This is a genomic window from Herbaspirillum sp. Sphag64, from assembly GCF_014192645.1.
Taxonomy (GTDB): Bacteria; Pseudomonadota; Gammaproteobacteria; order Burkholderiales; family Burkholderiaceae_D; genus Herbaspirillum.
Genome location: NZ_JACHYE010000001.1, coordinates 288446 through 306190, shown reverse-complemented (window position 1 = coordinate 306190; position 17745 = coordinate 288446). Strand labels below are relative to the sequence as shown.

Annotated in this window: 13 protein-coding genes and 1 pseudogene; 6 read left to right on the top strand and 8 right to left on the bottom strand. The window is 54.5% G+C overall.

All coding sequences use genetic code 11. From position 1 onward, the window contains the following. Positions 1-28 precede the first annotated feature (28 nt). Positions 29-565 carry a peptide deformylase gene (def, locus tag FHW66_RS01400; protein ID WP_183377919.1) on the top strand — a complete coding sequence of 179 codons (537 nt, stop codon included), beginning with the start codon at positions 29-31 and terminating at the stop codon, positions 563-565. Between the two features lie 8 nt (positions 566-573). Here the strand turns inward: def and FHW66_RS01395 are convergent, their stop codons facing one another. From FHW66_RS01395 to cphA (FHW66_RS01375), 5 genes and pseudogenes are all read right to left on the bottom strand, one after another. Then, positions 574-915: a helix-turn-helix domain-containing protein gene (locus tag FHW66_RS01395; RefSeq protein ID WP_183377918.1), complete on the bottom strand. Its 342-nt coding sequence runs from the start codon at positions 913-915 to the stop codon at positions 574-576. Next, positions 902-1260, bottom strand: a pseudogene (locus tag FHW66_RS01390) (type II toxin-antitoxin system RelE/ParE family toxin). The gene FHW66_RS01395 and the pseudogene FHW66_RS01390 overlap by 14 nt, the downstream one beginning before the upstream one ends. Positions 1261-1407: 147 nt before the next feature. Next, positions 1408-1734, bottom strand: a complete 327-nt coding sequence (locus FHW66_RS01385) for a hypothetical protein (RefSeq protein WP_183377917.1) — start codon at positions 1732-1734, stop codon at positions 1408-1410. A 347-nt stretch (positions 1735-2081) separates the two neighbouring features. After that, positions 2082-4652: a cyanophycin synthetase gene (cphA, locus tag FHW66_RS01380; protein WP_183378622.1), complete on the bottom strand. Its 2571-nt coding sequence runs from the start codon at positions 4650-4652 to the stop codon at positions 2082-2084. A gap of 79 nt (positions 4653-4731) precedes the next feature. Next, positions 4732-6930: a cyanophycin synthetase gene (gene cphA / locus FHW66_RS01375; protein WP_183377916.1), complete on the bottom strand. Its 2199-nt coding sequence runs from the start codon at positions 6928-6930 to the stop codon at positions 4732-4734. 447 nt (positions 6931-7377) lie between these two features. Here cphA (FHW66_RS01375) and FHW66_RS01370 point away from each other — a divergent pair, with 447 nt between their 5' ends. Next, positions 7378-9645, top strand: coding sequence for an ABC transporter ATP-binding protein (locus FHW66_RS01370; protein WP_183377915.1), 2268 nt, complete (start codon positions 7378-7380; stop codon positions 9643-9645). Between the two features lie 2 nt (positions 9646-9647). Continuing rightward, on the top strand, positions 9648-10136 hold the full coding sequence (locus tag FHW66_RS01365) for a DUF1854 domain-containing protein (RefSeq protein ID WP_255458770.1): 489 nt from the start codon (positions 9648-9650) through the stop codon (positions 10134-10136). Between the two features lie 194 nt (positions 10137-10330). Here the strand turns inward: FHW66_RS01365 and FHW66_RS01360 are convergent, their stop codons facing one another. The 3 genes from FHW66_RS01360 to map all read right to left on the bottom strand — a co-directional run bounded on the left by FHW66_RS01360 (position 10331) and on the right by map (position 14600). Continuing rightward, positions 10331-11077, bottom strand: coding sequence for a pseudouridine synthase (locus FHW66_RS01360; RefSeq protein ID WP_183377914.1), 747 nt, complete (start codon positions 11075-11077; stop codon positions 10331-10333). A 102-nt stretch (positions 11078-11179) separates the two neighbouring features. After that, the gene (locus FHW66_RS01355) at positions 11180-13732 is read right to left on the bottom strand and encodes a [protein-PII] uridylyltransferase (protein WP_183377913.1); all 2553 of its coding nucleotides are present in this window, start codon (positions 13730-13732) and stop codon (positions 11180-11182) included. Between the two features lie 34 nt (positions 13733-13766). Continuing rightward, positions 13767-14600 (bottom strand): type I methionyl aminopeptidase, encoded by an 834-nt coding sequence (gene map, locus FHW66_RS01350; RefSeq protein ID WP_183377912.1) that lies wholly within the window; start codon positions 14598-14600, stop codon positions 13767-13769. A gap of 340 nt (positions 14601-14940) precedes the next feature. Between map and rpsB the strand changes: the two genes are divergently transcribed. From rpsB to pyrH, 3 genes are all read left to right on the top strand, one after another. After that, positions 14941-15687 (top strand): 30S ribosomal protein S2, encoded by a 747-nt coding sequence (rpsB, locus tag FHW66_RS01345; protein ID WP_183377911.1) that lies wholly within the window; start codon positions 14941-14943, stop codon positions 15685-15687. Positions 15688-15854: 167 nt separating this feature from the next. Next, on the top strand, positions 15855-16739 hold the full coding sequence (gene tsf, locus FHW66_RS01340; protein WP_183377910.1) for a translation elongation factor Ts: 885 nt from the start codon (positions 15855-15857) through the stop codon (positions 16737-16739). A 288-nt stretch (positions 16740-17027) separates the two neighbouring features. Continuing rightward, positions 17028-17744: a UMP kinase gene (gene pyrH / locus FHW66_RS01335; protein ID WP_183377909.1), complete on the top strand. Its 717-nt coding sequence runs from the start codon at positions 17028-17030 to the stop codon at positions 17742-17744. Position 17745: the final 1 nt, after the last annotated feature.

Sequence of the window (17745 nt, the reverse complement as noted above, 5' to 3'; positions counted from 1 at the left end):
GGGTCGATAACACTGGCAGGAGTGGCAGATGGCAATTCGAGAAATTCTTAAAATGGGTGATCCCCGTCTGCTGCGTCAGGCTGAGCCGGTGCAGCAATTCGGTACCCCTGAGCTGGAGGCACTGATTGCTGACATGTTCGATACCATGTGGGCAGTCAATGGTGCCGGCTTGGCGGCACCCCAGATTGGCGTCAATCTGCAACTGGTGATTTTTGGTTTCAAGAAGAACACGCGCTATCCGGATGCACCGGAAGTCCCTGAAACCGTGCTCATCAACCCGACCTTGACGCCCTTGAGCGATGAGACCGAAGAGGGCTGGGAAGGGTGCCTGTCAGTGCCGGGATTGCGCGGTGTGGTACCGCGCTGGAGCAAGTTGCGTTACACCGGGTTTGATCAGTCAGGCAATCTGATTGATCGCACCGTCGATGGTTTTCATGCACGTGTGGTGCAGCATGAATGTGATCATTTGATTGGTATGTTGTACCCGATGCGGATCAAGGATTTTACGCGCTTCGGGTTCACTGACATTCTGTTTCCAGAACTTGATCCCAAGGACGACGACTGAGGCGTCCTTCAGCTTCCGCCGACGGTCAGTTTGACCGGCTTGCCAACACGCGCAAGCATGTCAACTAAGGCGTCGATGGTGAATTTGCTGGTTTTTTTGTTCACCACGTCGGAGACGCGCGGCCGGGAAACTTGCAGGATCAATGCTGCTTCCTCTTGCTTGAGGTGTTTTTCCTTGATCCAGGAGGCCAGTGCCGTCATGAGCTGCTCCTTGAGTTCCAGTGTATTCCTGATTTGCTCCTGGGATTGCTGATGATAAGTCTGTGCCTCGTCCGGTGCAAAACCAAGTTCTGCAAACAGGTTGGCCCCCGCTTTGGTGACATGCCGTACTTTGGTATCAATTTGATTCATTTGAGACGCTCCGTTTCTGGATCAATGCCCGATAGCGGGCGGCGGCGATTTCCTTGTCTGGCTTGGCTTGGCTGTGGCTTGCATTTTCTTCTGGAAGCAATGCAGGACATAGATTGCTTCCTCAAATTTCGCCACCACCATCACGCGGAAAATACCCGTTGCATCCCTGAGGCGAATTTCTCTGGTGCCTGTGCCGACATCATCAAACGGTTTCCAGTCGTCGGGTGCCAGACCTGCCTGGATTTTTCCGAGCTGAAAACCTGCATCGCGTCTTGGATCGGTAGGAAATATCAGTAGATCCTCGTAAGAAGAACCAATCCAGCGAATTTCCTTGTCGGCTCGAATTGTATCAAATTTTATACGTTTGGTGTTGATCGTTAGGCGCATGATGAAGGGAATAGTCCGTGAATGGCGTTAATTGCATAATTGATAACTATTTGCCATTCCGGTTCTGCAGCTTCATACGCTACTTGTCATACCTCAGTCTGTCTTTCAAAGTGCATTGAGTTGCGCAATATGGTCATCGGCGACATATTGCAACAGCGCGGTGGCTGCCAATGAGAGATGCAGCAGACTGCCGGTGTCGCTCACGCCAATTGCAGGAGAGTTTGCCTCTTCGACTTCTGCATCCAGATTCATTTCACGTACCAGATTGCTGCCATGAATGAGTTGCAGGCAGGTGTGCACGCCGCAGGCGACATCACGGGCGAGCTCGATGAAGCCGGCAAAACGTTCATCTTTGCCGCTACCGTGAATCCAGTGGAAGTCTTGATGGCTTGGGGGAGGGGTGTTGTGGTCAGGCGTGTTGATGCTGGGCATAGCGATTCCTTGTGTAAAGTTGAGACGCCCCCTGCTGTCAAACGGGGTGGGCGGCAAATGTCAAGGTTGACAGACCGGTACACAAGGAACCCGGCAGGCCTAAGCCTCCCTGACACCGCCGCCCAGAGAAGGTGCGACAAAGTCCAGACGAAAAAAAACGCCAGGGAGGCGTTGATCCGCCTTGTGTACTCCGAGCTGTCAAACTCGATCCCCTTTTTCTCAGGGACAAGAAAGTATCAGCCCAGCCTTAACAAAGCAGCAATCAGATAACGCGCATCCCGCATGAAACAAAAAAGCGCGGATGAAGCCGCAACCTCATACGCGCTCTTCCTGCCGTGAAGCTCACTTCAGCCTTCCGCGACCCGCTTGGCAATATGTGCCAGCGCCTCTTCTACCTGATCAATCAGAATCAGACACAGATCGCCTTCTGCCAAGGACGCCAAAGCGGTATCGATGGCCAGAAACTCACCATAGATTTCCTTGGTTTCCTTGGTCCGGCTGGCATTTTCCAGGCCGGCGCGCAATAACCCCAATACCTCGCCATCGGCACGGCCACGCTGGCATTGATCCTGATACAGAATGACCTGATCAAAGGCATCGCCGAGGATTTCCGTTTGTTGACGGATGTCGATATCACGGCGGTCGCCAGCGCCGCTGATGACCACCGAGCGCCGCTTGGCTGGAATACTCTCCACGGCCTTCACTAGAGCATTGATTGCATCCGGATTGTGGCCATAGTCTGCGATCAGGGTCGCGCCGCGATAGTCAAACAGGTTGAAGCGACCCGGTGCAGTACCGACATCGCTGATGAAGCTGCGCAAACCGGCGCGCACCACATCCCAATCCTGATTCAATGCCCATACGGCGGCCACTGAGGCCATGGTGTTTTCCACCTGGAAGCCAATGCCGCCATTGCGGGTCAGGGGAATATCCTTGAGCGCCAGACGCACTTCCTGCGCGCCTTGGGCAGCGACGATGTCGTTGCCATCACGGTAGACCACACGGCGGCCTTGGGCGCGATGGGTGGCCATGATCGGGTGCAGTGGATCCAGTGCAAAGAAGATTACTTCACCGGGGCAGCTTTGCGCCATGTTCGAGACCATCGGGTCAGCCGCGTTGAGGACGGCGTAGCCGGTGGGGGCGACGTTTTCTACAATCACGCGTTTGACCACTGCCAGATCTTCCACGGTGCTGATGTAGCTCAGACCCAGATGATCGCCCATGCCGATATTGGTGACGACGGCAACATTGCAGCGGTCAAAGCCGAGGCCTTCGCGCAGCACGCCACCACGCGCGGTCTCCAGTACGGCAGCATCGACGTCTGGATGGAACAGCACATTGCGGGCGCTCCGTGGGCCGCTGCAGTCACCGGTATCGATACGCTGTTTGTCGATATAAACGCCGTCAGTATTGGTCATACCGACGCGTAATCCTTGTTGCGCCAGCAGATGCGTAATCAGGCGCACAGTGGTGGTTTTACCGTTAGTGCCTGCCACCGCGACCACCGGGATACGACCATCATCACCATCTTCGAACATGGTGTTGATAATGGCTTCACCGACAGCACGACCCTTGCCGTACGAAGGGGACAGGTGCATGCGTAGACCAGGTGCTGCATTGACTTCGACGATGCCGCCTTCTTGCTCTTCAAGCGGCTTGTGTACGCTGTTGCAGACGATGTCGACACCACAGATATCGAGTCCGACCATCTGCGCTGCTGCTACGGCACGGGCGGCCAGCTCTGGGTGGACATCATCGGTCACGTCAGTGGCGGTGCCGCCAGTGCTCAGGTTGGCGTTGTTACGCAAGACCACGCGCGCGCCTTGCGGCGGGATCGATTCGGCATCGAAATTTTGCTTGGACAGCGTGGCCAGCGCGATATCGTCGAAGCGGATCTTGGTCAGCGAAGTCGCATGGCCATCGCCACGCAGGGGGTCGCTATTGACCTTGTCGACCAGTTGGCGAATGGTGTGCACGCCGTCGCCGATGACTTGTGGCGGATCGCGGCGGGCAGCGGCAACCAGATTCTTACCGATCACCAGAAGGCGATAGTCGTGGCCGGGCAGGTAACGCTCGACGATGATTTCGTCACTGATACGGACTGCAGCATTGAAGGCGGCAGTAATTTGCTCTTTGGTGCTGATATTGACGGCCACACCCTTGCCTTGATTACCATCACGCGGCTTGATGACGACCGGTGCCGCGATTTCCTGCGCGGCGGCCCAGGCGTCTTCTGCCGTTTCCACCACACGGCCAATTGGCACGGGCACGCCGGCGGCGTGCAGCAGCATCTTGGTCAGTTCTTTGTCTTGTGCAATGGATTCGGCAATGGCACTGGTGGCGCTGGTTTCAGCGGCTTGAATGCGCTTTTGACGGCTACCCCAGCCAAACTGCACCATGCTGCCTTGCGTCAGGCGGCGGAACGGAATGCCGCGTTTGAGCGCGGCGGTAACGATTGAGCCGGTGCTGGGTCCGAGACGGATGTCTTCGTCTTCGTCGCGCAGACGCTTCAAGGCATCGGCCAGGTCAAATGGCGTGTCTTCCACCGCAGCCAGACACAGTTGTTGTGCCAGTTCGAAGGCGAGGCGGCCGACGCTTTCTTCGCTGTATTCGACGATGACCTGATAGACACCGGTTTCGATGGTAGGTACGGTGCGGCTAAAGGTCACCGGGCAGCCAGCCTGCGACTGTAGGGCGAGTGCCGCGGCTTCCAGTGCATGGGCCATGGAGATGGCCTTGGCGGCGCCGGCGGGATGCAGCGAGCCGATGTGCGGGAAGCGCGCACGCAGACGGACCTCAAACCCTGGGAGTCCTTCAATAGCGCATTCTGTCTCGGTGCAGGAGACGATGGCCTCAATGGCGGTGTGTCTGCTCCACAGATTGGGGCCGCGCAGTACGCGAATACGAGATACGTCCATCAACAATTCTTCCTGATTAGGTCCGGTGCCAAGCTGGCCGGTGATCAAATTTGGTTAGCAAATGGGCCTGTGCATGTGCTCAGGGGGTCTGTGCCTTGCGCTTTTTGTCTTGCTCTTCTGCCTGCTCGGTACCAAACAATTCAATCCCGGCACGGATCAGATCGGCGGTAATGCCGAGTGCCCAAGCTGCGGCAACGGCAGCCAGCACATTGTCGATCTGGAATGCTACGGCACCACCGCCGGTCAGCGGGATCGCGGCGACATCGCTGACGCGCACTTCGCTGTTGCCGGTGGCCTGAATGACCTTGCCGTCACGGACAAACACGCCGCGCTTGCCATCCTTGAGGTGCGCTGCCATGACTGGCGCGCTGGCATCATTGGAGAAGAAAATGACTTCACCGTCGCACAGGCTGGCCATGTCGGCAACTAGCGGATCGTCGGCGTTGAGGACAGCGACGCCGTCTGGCAGGACGACATCCACCTGGGTGCGCTTGACCTTGGTGGCCATTTGCTCGGCATCGTCGATGTAATACTCCGGGAGCCGATCTGCTGGGTCAATATTGGCGACCACACCGACCTGGCAACGGTCGTAGGCGAGCCCTTCGGAGAGAATGGAGACGCTGCCGTTCTCAAACACCGCAGCTTCTACGGCGCGGTTGAGCAGCACGCGACGGGCGGCTGCCCAGTTGGCACGATTGCCTTTTTCCACTTGCCGTTGTCCAAAATACAAGCCATCGCCACAAGCGAGACCGACATGCTTGCCGCTGAGATGGATGATGCGCGCGACCAGTCTGGCGATAGTCGTTTTGCCGTGCGTGCCGGTGATGCCGACAATCGGGATACGACCGGTGTCTTCCGGCTGGAACAGGTGATTCACAATCGCTTCACCGACCGGACGGGGTTTGCCTTCGGAGGGTTTGAGATGCATCAGCAGACCGGGGCCGGCATTGACTTCGACAATGGCGCCGCGTTGTTGCTCGAGTGGCTTGGAAATGTCTTCCGCCACCAGATCGACACCGGCGATGTCTAGTCCAACGACGCGCGCGGCCAGTGCGGCAACGGCGGCGACGCTCGGATGGACTTGATCGGTAACGTCAATGGCGACATTGCCATTGCGCAGCAGCAGGATTTTCTTGCCACTGGCGGGGACGGATGCTTCGGTCAGGCCCTGACGATCCAGCTCCAGACGCGCCGCTGGATCACGCTCCAAAATGATCGGGTTCAACAGATGTTCTTCCAGATCGCCACGACGGGGATCGGTGTTGAGAACATCAATGAGCTGAGATATGGTGGATTTGCCGTCACCAACGATGAAGATTGGTTCGCCGCGGGCGCAGGCGGCCAGTTTGCCACCGACGATCAGCAGGCGATGTTCGTTGCCGCGAATGAAACGTTCTACCAGCACGCTACTGCCTTCTTCGAGGGCTGCGGCATAAGCGGTTTCTACTTCGGCGCGGGTGCTGAGGTCGATAAAGACACCCCGACCGTGATTGGCATCGGACGGTTTGACGACCACTGGCAGGCCGATATCTTCAGCGGCCTCCCAAGCATCGGTCGGACTATCGACGACGCGGCCTTCGGGGATTGGCACGCCGCAGGATTCCAGCAAGGTCTTGGTGAGATCCTTGTCGCGTGAAATGCTTTCTGCGATCGCGCTGGTGCGGTCGGTTTCGGCAGTCCAGATGCGCCGTTGCTTGATGCCATGGCCCAATTGGACCAGATTGCCTTCGGACAATCGAATCGAGGGAATGCGGCGTTCGTCGGCGGCATCAACGATGCAAGCGGTGCTGGGGCCGAGACATAGGGAGTCGACCATGTCGCGCAATTTGCTGACCACGGCGTCGACATCAAACGGGCGATCTTCAATGGCGGCCATGACCAAATCACGACCAGCGTGTAAAGCGGCGCGGGTGACTTGCTCATGGCGGGCACGCACAACCACCTTGTAGACGCCGCGTACTGAGGTTTCGCGCGCCTTGCCGAACCCGCCTGGCAATCCAGCCAGGTTTTGCAGCTCAAGGGTGACGTGTTCCATAATATGGCCAGGCCAGGTACCTTCTTGCAAACGTTGCAAGAATCCGCCGCGCTCGCCGTAGCTGCAGCGATGTTCAACCAGAGAGGGCAGCCAGCTGGTGAGGCGCTCATTAAAGCCAGGAATCACGTTGGAAGGAAAGTCTTCCAGTTCCCCGATGTCGATCCAGACTTCCAGAGCAGGCCGGTAGGTCCAGATGTTCGGGCCGTGCAAAGGCAGGATACGGAGAAATTCTATATTTTTCATGAGTAAGCAAGTAGCCGCTGGCTGTTATCCGTTCTTTCGTTCCAAGCATGAGTAACGCATCAGGCGTTGATTGGTTTACGTGGCATCACTAAAATCCACGCCGTATCAACGGTTTTGAGCGAAATTCTGTCGTATTTTCTAATTTTTTGCAGTCGATCTATTCTTCGTAGCGGTCCCAAGCCCTCATAGTTTTACGAACGTTGCCAATATTGTCGCAGACTGTTTACTCTGCTGCATGTAAAAAATTCAGCATTTCGTCAGAATTTCTTGATGACTATATCGGACATTGACATAGGAAATCGCGATTTAATGTTGAGATATCGTCTAGTAAGTTGTCTGAGAGTTCATTCAAATCCATACGATATAATAGCCATGGCATCGCTTGCGGGCAAAAAATAGCAATACAACCATCCTTCACTGTCCGCATCGGACATACATGCCGTTCAGATGAATAGAGAATTTCCCATTTCCTCGAGTACAACTAATTTGCCTGCCCTCTGGCAGGAGCAGGTGCAACTGCAACTGGTCGCCAATGAAACCGTGATTAGCTGGATTGAGCTCGATCTCGACCAGTCGCTGCAATTTGCGCGCAGTGTGGTTGTGGTCACACAGAAGCGTTTGCTGGCGTGTAGCCAGGGTAGCTGGTCGGCATGGGAGTTACGTGCTGGTTTGTTGTTGAAACATCATGATCACGCTGGTGTGGGTAGCCTGGAGTTGCTTGATGACAAGGCGCGGCTGGCCTTATGGCGGTATACGCTGGCACAGAACCCGCAGGCGCTGCGGTTGATCACGCATTTCGAGCAGCAGCGTGATGCCCGGGTGTTGGGGCAGGCCGTGCAGCAAGTCGAACAGCAGGTGTGCCCACAATGTCAGGCGCCGATTCCAGCCGGGCAGGAGGGCTGTGCTATCTGCCCTGAGACCAAGGAGGCACCTTCCTCGAGCTGGGCCTTGTTCCGGCTCACAAGGTTTGCGCGTCCCTACAAGGGATCGTTGTTGCTGGGCTTCCTGCTGACGCTGGCATCGACGGCAGCCACGCTGGTGCCGCCTTACATGACGATGCCACTGATGGACAATGTGTTGATCCCATTTCAGAACGGTGCGCCACTCAACAGTCATCTGGCGGGTATCTATTTGAGTGGGCTGCTGGGTTCGGCGATGCTGGCCTGGGTACTGGGCTGGGGCCGGACTTTTATTCTGGCGCTCGTCAGTGAGCGTATTGGGGCTGACTTGCGCACGACCACTTATGAGCATTTGCTGCGGTTGTCACAGGAGTATTTTGGTGGCAAGCGAACGGGTGATCTGATGGCGCGGATCGGTTCGGAGTCGGACCGCATCTGTGTGTTCCTGTCGCTGCATTTGCTTGATTTCATCATCGATGTACTGATGATCATCATGACGGCGGCGATTCTGATCTCAATCAATCCCTGGCTGGCACTGGTGACGTTGCTGCCATTGCCCTTCATTGCCTGGATGATTCATGCGGTGCGTGATCGTCTGCGGCATGGCTTCGAGAAAATCGATCGTATCTGGTCTGAGGTGACCAATGTACTGGCGGATACGATTCCTGGTATTCGTGTGGTCAAGGCATTTGCCCAGGAAAAACGCGAGGCTGCGCGCTTCCGCGAGGCGAACAAGCATAATTTGCAGGTCAATGACCGGGTCAACAAGATCTGGTCATTGTTTACCCCGACGGTGACCATGCTCACTGAGGTGGGCTTGCTGGTGGTGTGGGTGTTTGGAATCTGGCAGGTGTCGCACAATCAGATTACGGTTGGTGTGCTGACTGCTTTTCTGGCGTATATCAGTCGTTTTTACACGCGTCTGGATTCGATGAGCCGTATTGTCTCGGTGACCCAGAAGGCGGCGGCTGGTGCCAAACGTATCTTCGATATTCTGGATCACGTCTCCAGCGTTCCTGAACCTGCTAATCCGATACATCTTGCGCGTGTTGAGGGGGCCATTGAGCTGCGCAATATCGGCTTCCGCTACGGCAACCGCTCGGTGATGCGTGGCGTCGATCTGTCGATTGCACCGGGCGAGATGATTGGTCTGGTCGGACATAGTGGTTCGGGCAAGAGCACGCTGGTCAATCTGATTTGCCGTTTCTACGATGTATCGGAAGGTAGTATTCGAATCGACGGTGTAGACATTCGCTCTTTGCCGATTGCTGACTATCGTCGCAATATCGGTCTGGTGCTGCAGGAGCCGTTCCTGTTCTTTGGCACGATTGCAGAAAACATCGCCTACGGCAAACCAGAGGCAACCCGGGCCGAGATCATTGCGGCGGCGCGTGCAGCGCATGCCCATGAGTTTATCTTGCGCCTGCCACATGGCTACGACTCGCTTGTCGGTGAGCGCGGGCAGGCATTGTCTGGTGGCGAGCGTCAGCGTATATCAATTGCTCGCGCGTTGTTGATCGATCCGCGCTTCCTGATTATGGATGAGGCAACATCTTCGGTCGATACGACCACCGAAAAGGAAATTCAGAAGGCGCTCGATAATCTGGTCAAGGGACGTACCACGATTGCGATTGCTCACCGTTTGTCGACCTTGCGCAAGGCGGACCGATTGGTGGTGCTGGATCGCGGGCAGATTGTGGAAGTTGGACCGCATGAGGAATTGATGGCCCGAGAGGGTGCGTATTACCGTCTATATCAAGCGCAGGCACGCAACCCGGATGGTGAAGTGCAGGGTAGCGACGAGGACGGAGAGTGATCATGGCCGATGAGGGCACAGCAGTGATGCAGTATTTTGAATTACGGTATAACGACTTTGGTCGTCTGGTGTTTATCGGCGAAGATGGTGTTGTGCATGAGGGCGCAATTCCAGTGCGTGCCTTCCCGATTGGTGCGCCCGATGAGGGAATTGCGTTGGTGAGTGCCGATGGAGTTGAATTGGCGTGGATCGAGCAATGGTCAGATGTTTCGCCAACAGTTCGTACTGTGATCGAGCGGGAGTTGGCTAATCGCGAGTTCATGCCGGAAATCAACCGTATCCGGCGGGTGTCCAGTTTTGCCACGCCTACCGTCTGGGAGGTGGATACCAACCGCGGAGAGACATCGTTTACGCTCAAAGGGGAGGAAGATATTCGTCGCCTGCCCGGGACAGCTTTGCTGATCGCCGATAGTCATGGAATTCAGTTCATCATTCGGGATATCAAGTCGCTGGACAAGCATAGCCGGAAGATTTTGGATCGCTTTTTGTAATCGATCGTTGTGTTACTCCTCTGTTTGAGTGGAACTAAAAAACCGCCTGCTCTGGCGGTTTTTTGCTTCTGGCGAGTATCTTGAACAAGTCGCTTTTGGCATTGGCTGATGTCAGGGCGAGATCTGACATCAATATACCCATGCAACGTGCTGGCAACGGTCAGGCCATTGAAATCAATCCTGACGTACGTTGCTTAAAACTGTTCATCCGGGCGCAGATAGCGCCATTGTCCAGGAGGTAAATCTCCCAGCTTGACGCCGCCGATCCGGACTCGTTTGAGTCCGACGACCTTTAATCCCACCAATTCACACATGCGTCGAATCTGTCGCTTTTTCCCTTCACGCAAGGTGAAGCTGAGCTGATCCTCGTTTTGCCATACAACTTTGGCAGGTTTGAGTGCCTTGCCATCGAGTGACAGGCCAAAGTTCAGACGTCTGAGATCACTCTCGGGCAACCGGCCTGGTTTGCTGTATTGGACTCGTACCAGATACTCCTTGTCGACACTGGAGTCTTCGCCGATCAGTTGTTTGGCGATGCGGCCATCTTGCGTCAGCACCAGCAAACCGACCGAGTCAATATCGAGTCGTCCAGCTGGAACCAGGCTACGTAATTGCGTTGGATGAAACTGGGTGTCTACCCGGTCGTCTTTCCAGCGGGTGGCGGCTTCGACCAGCGCGACTGCGGGCTTGTAGCCATCTTCTGCTTGGCCGCTAACGTAGCCAACGGGCTTGTTGATCAGGATGGTAACGCGTTTTGATTGTTCGGCAGCGGCTTGACGTTCTACGCTGATGCGTTGATCTGGAAGCACCTTGGTGCCGAGTACGGAGACGACTTTGCCGTCGACGCGTACCCAGCCTTTTTCTATCCATTCGTCGGCTTCCCGGCGCGAGCATAAGCCGAGTTCTGACATGCGTTTGGATAGGCGTACTGGTTCAGTCATGGTAATTAAAATCAAAATCAGGTTAAGCAATCGGACAATGCATGAAACTGCACTGTCCATCAGTGTTCGGTAAGTCGCTCGGCGCAGTCGTTGGTTTGCCTGTCAGATCCGTAACGCCTTGAGCAAATCGGTTTCCAGCATGATTTGATTGCGTGGATGATTCAATGCCGCTCCATCAACCAGGAAAACGTCTTCTACCCGTTCGCCAAGTGTCATGACTTTGGCGGTATGCAGGTTGATCTTGTATTGCGCGAGGATGTTCGAGATCGTGTAGAGCAGCCCATTGCGATCATTGGCGGAGACCGATAGCAGGTAATACTGACCGCGTTCATCGGGGCGCAGGTCGACAGACGGATTGATAGGGAAGGTTCGCGATAGTCGTGACAAGCGACTTCTGACGGGGGCCGGCAGAGGGCTGTCAGACTGTAATACTTGTGCGAGTTCGTGTTCAATCAGATTGATGATGTCACGATAATTTTTTGCAAAAACGGGAGCGCTAATCAGAAAGACATCAAGTGCGTAATTGGTCTTGGTGGTATGAATTTTGGCATCAAGAATGCTGAAATTCTTTTCATCAAAATAGCTGCAGATACGGGCGAACAAATCAGGCCGGTCAGGCGTGTAGACAGCCACCTGAACGCCTTCGCCAATCGGTGCCAGACGGCACTTCACAACTGGGACAGTACTGGCAATCTTGTCGTAGAACGAGCGTGTCTGCCAGGCGATGTCGGAGGCATCCAGTCGCAAGAAGTAGGATACATCGAGTTGCCGCCAGAACTGTTCGTGCGCATCGTTGGGTAAGCCGTACAGGCGTAGAGTCTTGAGAACTTCTTCCTGGGTGTTCTTGAGCTCGCGGTCTGGTGATGGTGCCTCTCCACCCAGCACACGCAAAGTCATGCGATAGAGGTCTTCCAGTAGCTTGCCTTTCCAGGCGTTCCAGACTTTCGGGCTGGTGCCGCGGATATCGGCTACTGTCAGCAGATACAGCGCAGTCAGATGGCGTTCGTCCTTGACGGTGCGGGCAAACTGCAAAATCACATCCGGATCTGAAAGGTCCTGCTTTTGTGCGACCTGTGACATGGTCAGATGATGCTCTACCAGGAACACTGCCAGTTCGGTATTTTCTTCCGATAGACCGTGCTGCTCGCAGAACGCCCGTGCGTCGGTCATGCCGAGTTTGGAGTGGTCACCGCCGCGGCCTTTGGCGATGTCATGGAATAGCGCCGCGACATAGAGAATCCATGGCTGGGCAAAGTTGGCCATGAGCTGGCTGCAAAACGGGTATTCATGGGCATGCTCGCTCATGGTAAAGCGTCGCACATTGCGTACCACCATGAGGATATGCTGATCGACCGTGTAGACATGAAATAAATCATGCTGCATCTGTCCGACAATCCGTCGGAAATTTGGCAGGTAGCGCCCTAGCACGCTAGTTTGGTTCATGCTGCGCAAGGCGTGCGTGATGCCGCGTTTGCTTTGCAGAATCTGTACGAACAGTGCGTGATTGGCGGGATCGCGCCGGAAGGCATTATCGATCTTGAAGCGTGCATGCCATAAAGCGCGCCGGGTGCGCGCCGACATATCCTTGAGCTCCGGGCGCTGCGCCAGGATCAGGAAGACTTCCAGCATTGCAGAGGGGGTTTCTTCGAATACCAGGTCGTGGGCGATGTCGAGAAAGCCGTTCAGTTCATTGAAGCGATCATTGATCTTTTGTGGAACCAGCTCCTGCGGAAATAACTGGGCCTCAATGTTCTGCAACAGAATCGTGTTGAGTTGTGTAACCGCTTTGGCAGCCCAGTAGTAACGCTGCATCAGATATTCACTGGCGCGTCGTGTGTCGTTGCTCTTGAAACCAAAACTCTCGGCGACAACGGTCTGGATATCGAACACTAGTCGATCTTCGCGGCGGTTACTCAAAATATGCAGTCGAATCCGAATATCCTTGAAAGCACGCTCCTTCTGCGTCAGTTGGCGTGCTTCGGTGGAGGTAATCAAGCCGTGTTGGGCTAGTTTGCTCCAGGATTCGCCGAGGCCTGCTGCCTTGGCAACCCAAAGTATGACTTGCAGATCACGCAGTCCGCCGGGACTTTCCTTGCAGTTCGGTTCCAGGCTGTAAGGGGTATCTTCGTATTTGACATGGCGCTGGCGCAGCTCAAGCAGCTTCGCCTGAAAGAAGGCGCGCGGGTCCATCGCAGACTGGAATTTTGCCTGCAACAATTGGAATAGTTGCTTGTTGCCCGTCACCAGACGTGCTTCCAGCAAGCTGGTTTGTACTGTGATGTCGGCGGCTGATTCTGCAAGGCATTCGTCGATGGTGCGAATGCTGTGACCGATTTCCAGACCCATGTCCCAGAACAGTTGTACCAGCGCTTCCAGCTTTTCCTGCAGCGCTGCATCTGGTGTGTTGTCGAGCAGAATCAGTACGTCTACGTCCGAGTGTGGGAATAATTCTCCACGCCCGTAGCCACCGACGGCGATCAACCCTATCCCAGGCGGCATCCCTTGTTGCTCCCAGGCTTGCGTCAGTGCCGCATCGACATTTCGGCGCAACTGGGTAAGCAGCGCTTCCGGCTTGCCATCTTGCTGAAAGGAACTGATTGCCTCCTGATGAGAAGCTTTGATTTGTTTTTTTAGCGTAATGGCAAGGCTAGGCATAGGCGCGAAGGCATTCAGGGAATCGGGTGATCGATTAGGCCGGGGTGGTTGCAGCTTGGGATGCAGCAGCGATGAATGCAGGTGGTGCTGGCATGCCCGGCGACACGGTGAGTACTTCAAAGCCGGATTCTGTCACCAGAACGGTGTGTTCCCATTGTGCCGACAGGCTTCGATCCTTGGTCTTGATGGTCCAGCCATCACCCATTTCGCGAATTTCACGACGACCAGCATTGATCATTGGTTCAACCGTGAAAATCATGCCCGCTTCCAGCTTTTCCAATGTGCCTGGACGGCCATAATGCAGTACTTGCGGCTCTTCATGGAACACGGTGCCGATGCCGTGGCCGCAGAACTCACGTACCACGCTGTAGCCAGCTTTTTCGGCATGTTGCTGAATGACGTGGCCAATGTCGCCAAGATGTGCGCCGGGTTTGATTTTGGAGATGCCCAGCCACATGCATTCGTAAGTGATCTCGGTCAGGCGACGCGCCAGAATCGATGGTTCACCGATGTAGAACATGCGGCTGGTGTCACCGTGATAACCATTTTTGATGACGGTGATGTCAATGTTGAGTACGTCGCCATTTTTCATGACTTTATCGCCCGGGATGCCATGGCAGATGATGTCGTTGAGTGACGTGCAAATAGCCTTTGGATAAGGCGTGTAGCCGGGTGGGCAATAATTGAGCGGGGCAGGAATGGTGCCCTGTACGTTTACCATGTACTCGTGGCACAGGCGATCAAGTTCGCCAGTGGTTGTTCCTGCCTTGACAAAGGGGGCGATGTAGTCAAGTACTTCTGCCGCTAATTTGCCGGCAACGCGCATGCCTTCGATATCTTCTGCGGTTTTAATCGAGATGGAACTCATAAAATTATCTTTGTTCGCTAAGTAATGATTAAGTAACGATTATAGACGAGGCAGGGCGGTTCTGTCGGGCGCCCTGCTCTGCCGTGAGGGGCTAAAAGTCAATAAAAACAATGCTTTCGGTGCTTGAATGGATTCTTCGGATCAGGTACAATGCACGGCTAACTTGATTTGATCGGGTTGAAATATTGGTAGCAGTGCTGTTATCTCGTACTGTTGTTGATGTTTGGAAATGTTGAAGTTTAATTAATTATTAGTGAAACGCGAATCCATTCGCCAAAGGGTGTTCAGGCAAATTGCTTGGATGACCGAATGGGTTCCAGACCTAACCCTGGAGAAAATTATGTCCGTAACAATGCGCGAAATGCTGGAGGCAGGTGTCCACTTTGGTCACCAAACCCGCTTCTGGAACCCAAAGATGGCTCCGTTTATCTTCGGTCATCGCAACAAGATTCATATCGTCAATCTGGAAAAAACCCTGGGTATGTATCAGGAAGCGCTGAAGTATGTGCGCCAACTGTCCTCTAACCGCGGCACCATCCTGTTTGTCGGTACCAAGCGTCAAGCACGTGAAATCGTCGCTGCAGAAGCGCAACGTGCTGGTGTTCCTTACGTTGATCAACGCTGGTTGGGCGGCATGCTGACCAACTTCAAGACCATCAAGACATCGATCAAGCGTCTGAAGGATATGGAAGCGGCTATTGCTGACGGTTCCAACGAAAAGCTGAGCAAGAAAGAAGCGCTGCTGTTCTCCCGCGAGCAAGAAAAGCTGCAAAAGGCTATCGGCGGTATTAAGGATATGGGTGGCATTCCTGACGCGATCTTTGTGATCGACGTTGGCTACCACAAGGGCGCGATCACAGAAGCAGCCAAGCTGGGTATCCCAGTCATTGGTGTGGTTGATACCAACCACTCACCAGAAGGCGTGACTTACGTTATTCCAGGTAACGATGACTCGGCCAAAGCAATTGCTCTGTATGCGCGCGGTGTTGCTGATGCGATCCTGGAAGGTCGTGCCAATGCAGTCAACGAAGTCGTTGAAGCCATTAAGGGCGGCGACGAATTCGTCGAGGTCAGCGAGCAGGCTTAACTAGCCCGCGAAGCCGTCGGCAGATGATTCTGTCGATAGTAATGAAAAGGGGTAACAGCGAGAGTTTGGCGCAGTTCGCCCCTTTTTTTTGAGTAAATTGATCGAATTTCGATGCGTTGTCGGGGCCTCTGGGCCGGATGGCGTATCCCTTTAGCTAGGAGAAACATATGGCGGCAATTACCGCAGCACTGGTAGGCGAACTGCGCGCAAAGACTGATGCGCCGATGATGGAATGCAAGAAGGCTTTGACTGAAGCGGATGGCGATCTGGTCAAGGCAGAAGAAATTCTGCGCGTCAAGCTGGGTAGCAAGGCTTCCAAGGCTTCTTCGCGCATCACTGCTGAAGGCGTGGTGGCAACTTATATCGCCGGCGGCATTGGTGCACTGGTAGAAGTTAACTGTGAAACTGACTTCGTAACCAAGAATGATGAATTCATCGCTCTGGCCAACGAAGTTGCCAAGCTGGTCGCAGAAAAGAATCCTGCAGATCTGGCTGCATTGGCAGCACTGCCACTGGATGGTAAGACTGTTGAAGAAAAGCGTACAGAACTGGTTGGTCGTATCGGTGAAAACATGTCGATCCGCCGTTTCGTGCGTTTTGAAACTACCGGCAAGCTGGTGTCTTACCTCCACGGTACCCGTATTGGTGTCGTTGTTGAGTTCGACGGTGCTGACGAACAAGTTGGTAAGGACGTTGCAATGCATATCGCCGCGATGAAGCCTGTTGCTTTGTCGTCGGATCAGGTGCCTGCCGATCTGATCGAAAAAGAGCGTTCGGTTGCTGCATTGAAGGCGGCTGAATCCGGTAAGCCTGCAGATATCGTTGCCAAGATGGTCGATGGTTCGGTGCAGAAGTACCTGAAGGAAGTTTCGTTGTTCAATCAGTCTTTCGTGAAAAACGACAAGCAAACTGTGGAACAGATGCTTAAGGCTGCTAATACAGTAGTCAAGGCGTTCACCATGTTTGTGGTTGGTGAAGGCATTGAGAAGAAGCAAGATGACTTCGCTGCGGAAGTGGCGGCGCAAGTTGCTGCGGCAAAGCAAGCGCAGTAAGAAACAAGGAAGCGGGCCGAGAGGCCCGTTTTTTTAATCCTCGCTGATTGTCATGGTGGGGATATGCATCTGGATCGTAGCAGTATCTGATGGTGATCTTTCATTGTTGGGTATTTCAAAATGTAAGTACTACGACAGCGGTTGATGGTGGTAGCTTAAAATGGCGCCGCTGCTGCCTTAGGCGTATGGGTAGTTGGTGTAATCAGAAGCACATCCAGCAATAAAATCAGCAATAAATGAGTAAGAAGCACAGATTTAGTTAATCGGAAAGCATACGGAGCCAAGCACATGACGACACCAGCCTATAAGCGCGTACTCCTCAAACTCTCCGGCGAGGCCCTCATGGGTGATGATGCCTATGGCATCAATCGCGCCACCATCGAGCGCATGGTCGCAGATGTGGCCGAGATTTCCCAGTTGGGAGTTGAACTGGCCATCGTGATCGGTGGCGGTAATATTTTTCGTGGCGTAGCGCCTGGAGCCCAAGGCATGGATCGCGCTACTGCCGACTACATGGGTATGTTGGCAACCGTGATGAATTCGCTGGCGCTGGCTGATGCGATGCGTCAGGCAGGGTTGACGGCACGTGTGATGTCAGCCATTGGTATTGAGCAGGTTGTTGAGCCTTATGTCCGCCCCAAGGCTTTGCAGTATCTGGAGGAGGGGAAGGTTGTCGTATTTGCAGCCGGTACCGGTAATCCATTTTTTACGACAGATACCGCCGCAGCATTGCGCGGTTCGGAGATCGGAGCCGAGATCGTGCTCAAGGCGACCAAGGTCGATGGTGTCTACACCGCAGATCCCAAGAAAGACCCTGCTGCAACCCGTTATAGCACCATCAGTTTTGATGAGGCCATCTCCAAGCATCTGCAGGTGATGGATGCGACGGCGTTCGCGTTGTGTCGTGATCAGAAGCTGCCTATCAAGGTATTTTCCATCGTCAAACCTGGTGCGCTCAAGCGTGTTATTTTGGGTGAGGATGAGGGAACCTTGGTGCATGTTTGAA

What these genes read in the sequence shown, in the direction of transcription:
- cphA (WP_183377916.1), bottom strand. Translation starts at nt 6,930, where the DNA reads ATGAAAAATATAGAATTTCTCCGTATCCTGCCTTTGCACGGCCCGAAC.
- pyrH (WP_183377909.1), top strand. Translation starts at nt 17,028, where the DNA reads ATGACGACACCAGCCTATAAGCGCGTACTCCTCAAACTCTCCGGCGAG.
- FHW66_RS01360 (WP_183377914.1), bottom strand. Translation starts at nt 11,077, where the DNA reads ATGACTGAACCAGTACGCCTATCCAAACGCATGTCAGAACTCGGCTTA.
- tsf (WP_183377910.1), top strand. Translation starts at nt 15,855, where the DNA reads ATGGCGGCAATTACCGCAGCACTGGTAGGCGAACTGCGCGCAAAGACT.
- map (WP_183377912.1), bottom strand. Translation starts at nt 14,600, where the DNA reads ATGAGTTCCATCTCGATTAAAACCGCAGAAGATATCGAAGGCATGCGC.
- FHW66_RS01385 (WP_183377917.1), bottom strand. Translation starts at nt 1,734, where the DNA reads ATGCCCAGCATCAACACGCCTGACCACAACACCCCTCCCCCAAGCCAT.
- rpsB (WP_183377911.1), top strand. Translation starts at nt 14,941, where the DNA reads ATGTCCGTAACAATGCGCGAAATGCTGGAGGCAGGTGTCCACTTTGGT.
- def (WP_183377919.1), top strand. Translation starts at nt 29, where the DNA reads ATGGCAATTCGAGAAATTCTTAAAATGGGTGATCCCCGTCTGCTGCGT.
- FHW66_RS01355 (WP_183377913.1), bottom strand. Translation starts at nt 13,732, where the DNA reads ATGCCTAGCCTTGCCATTACGCTAAAAAAACAAATCAAAGCTTCTCAT.
- cphA (WP_183378622.1), bottom strand. Translation starts at nt 4,652, where the DNA reads ATGGACGTATCTCGTATTCGCGTACTGCGCGGCCCCAATCTGTGGAGC.
- FHW66_RS01370 (WP_183377915.1), top strand. Translation starts at nt 7,378, where the DNA reads ATGAATAGAGAATTTCCCATTTCCTCGAGTACAACTAATTTGCCTGCC.
- FHW66_RS01365 (WP_255458770.1), top strand. Translation starts at nt 9,648, where the DNA reads ATGGCCGATGAGGGCACAGCAGTGATGCAGTATTTTGAATTACGGTAT.
- FHW66_RS01395 (WP_183377918.1), bottom strand. Translation starts at nt 915, where the DNA reads ATGAATCAAATTGATACCAAAGTACGGCATGTCACCAAAGCGGGGGCC.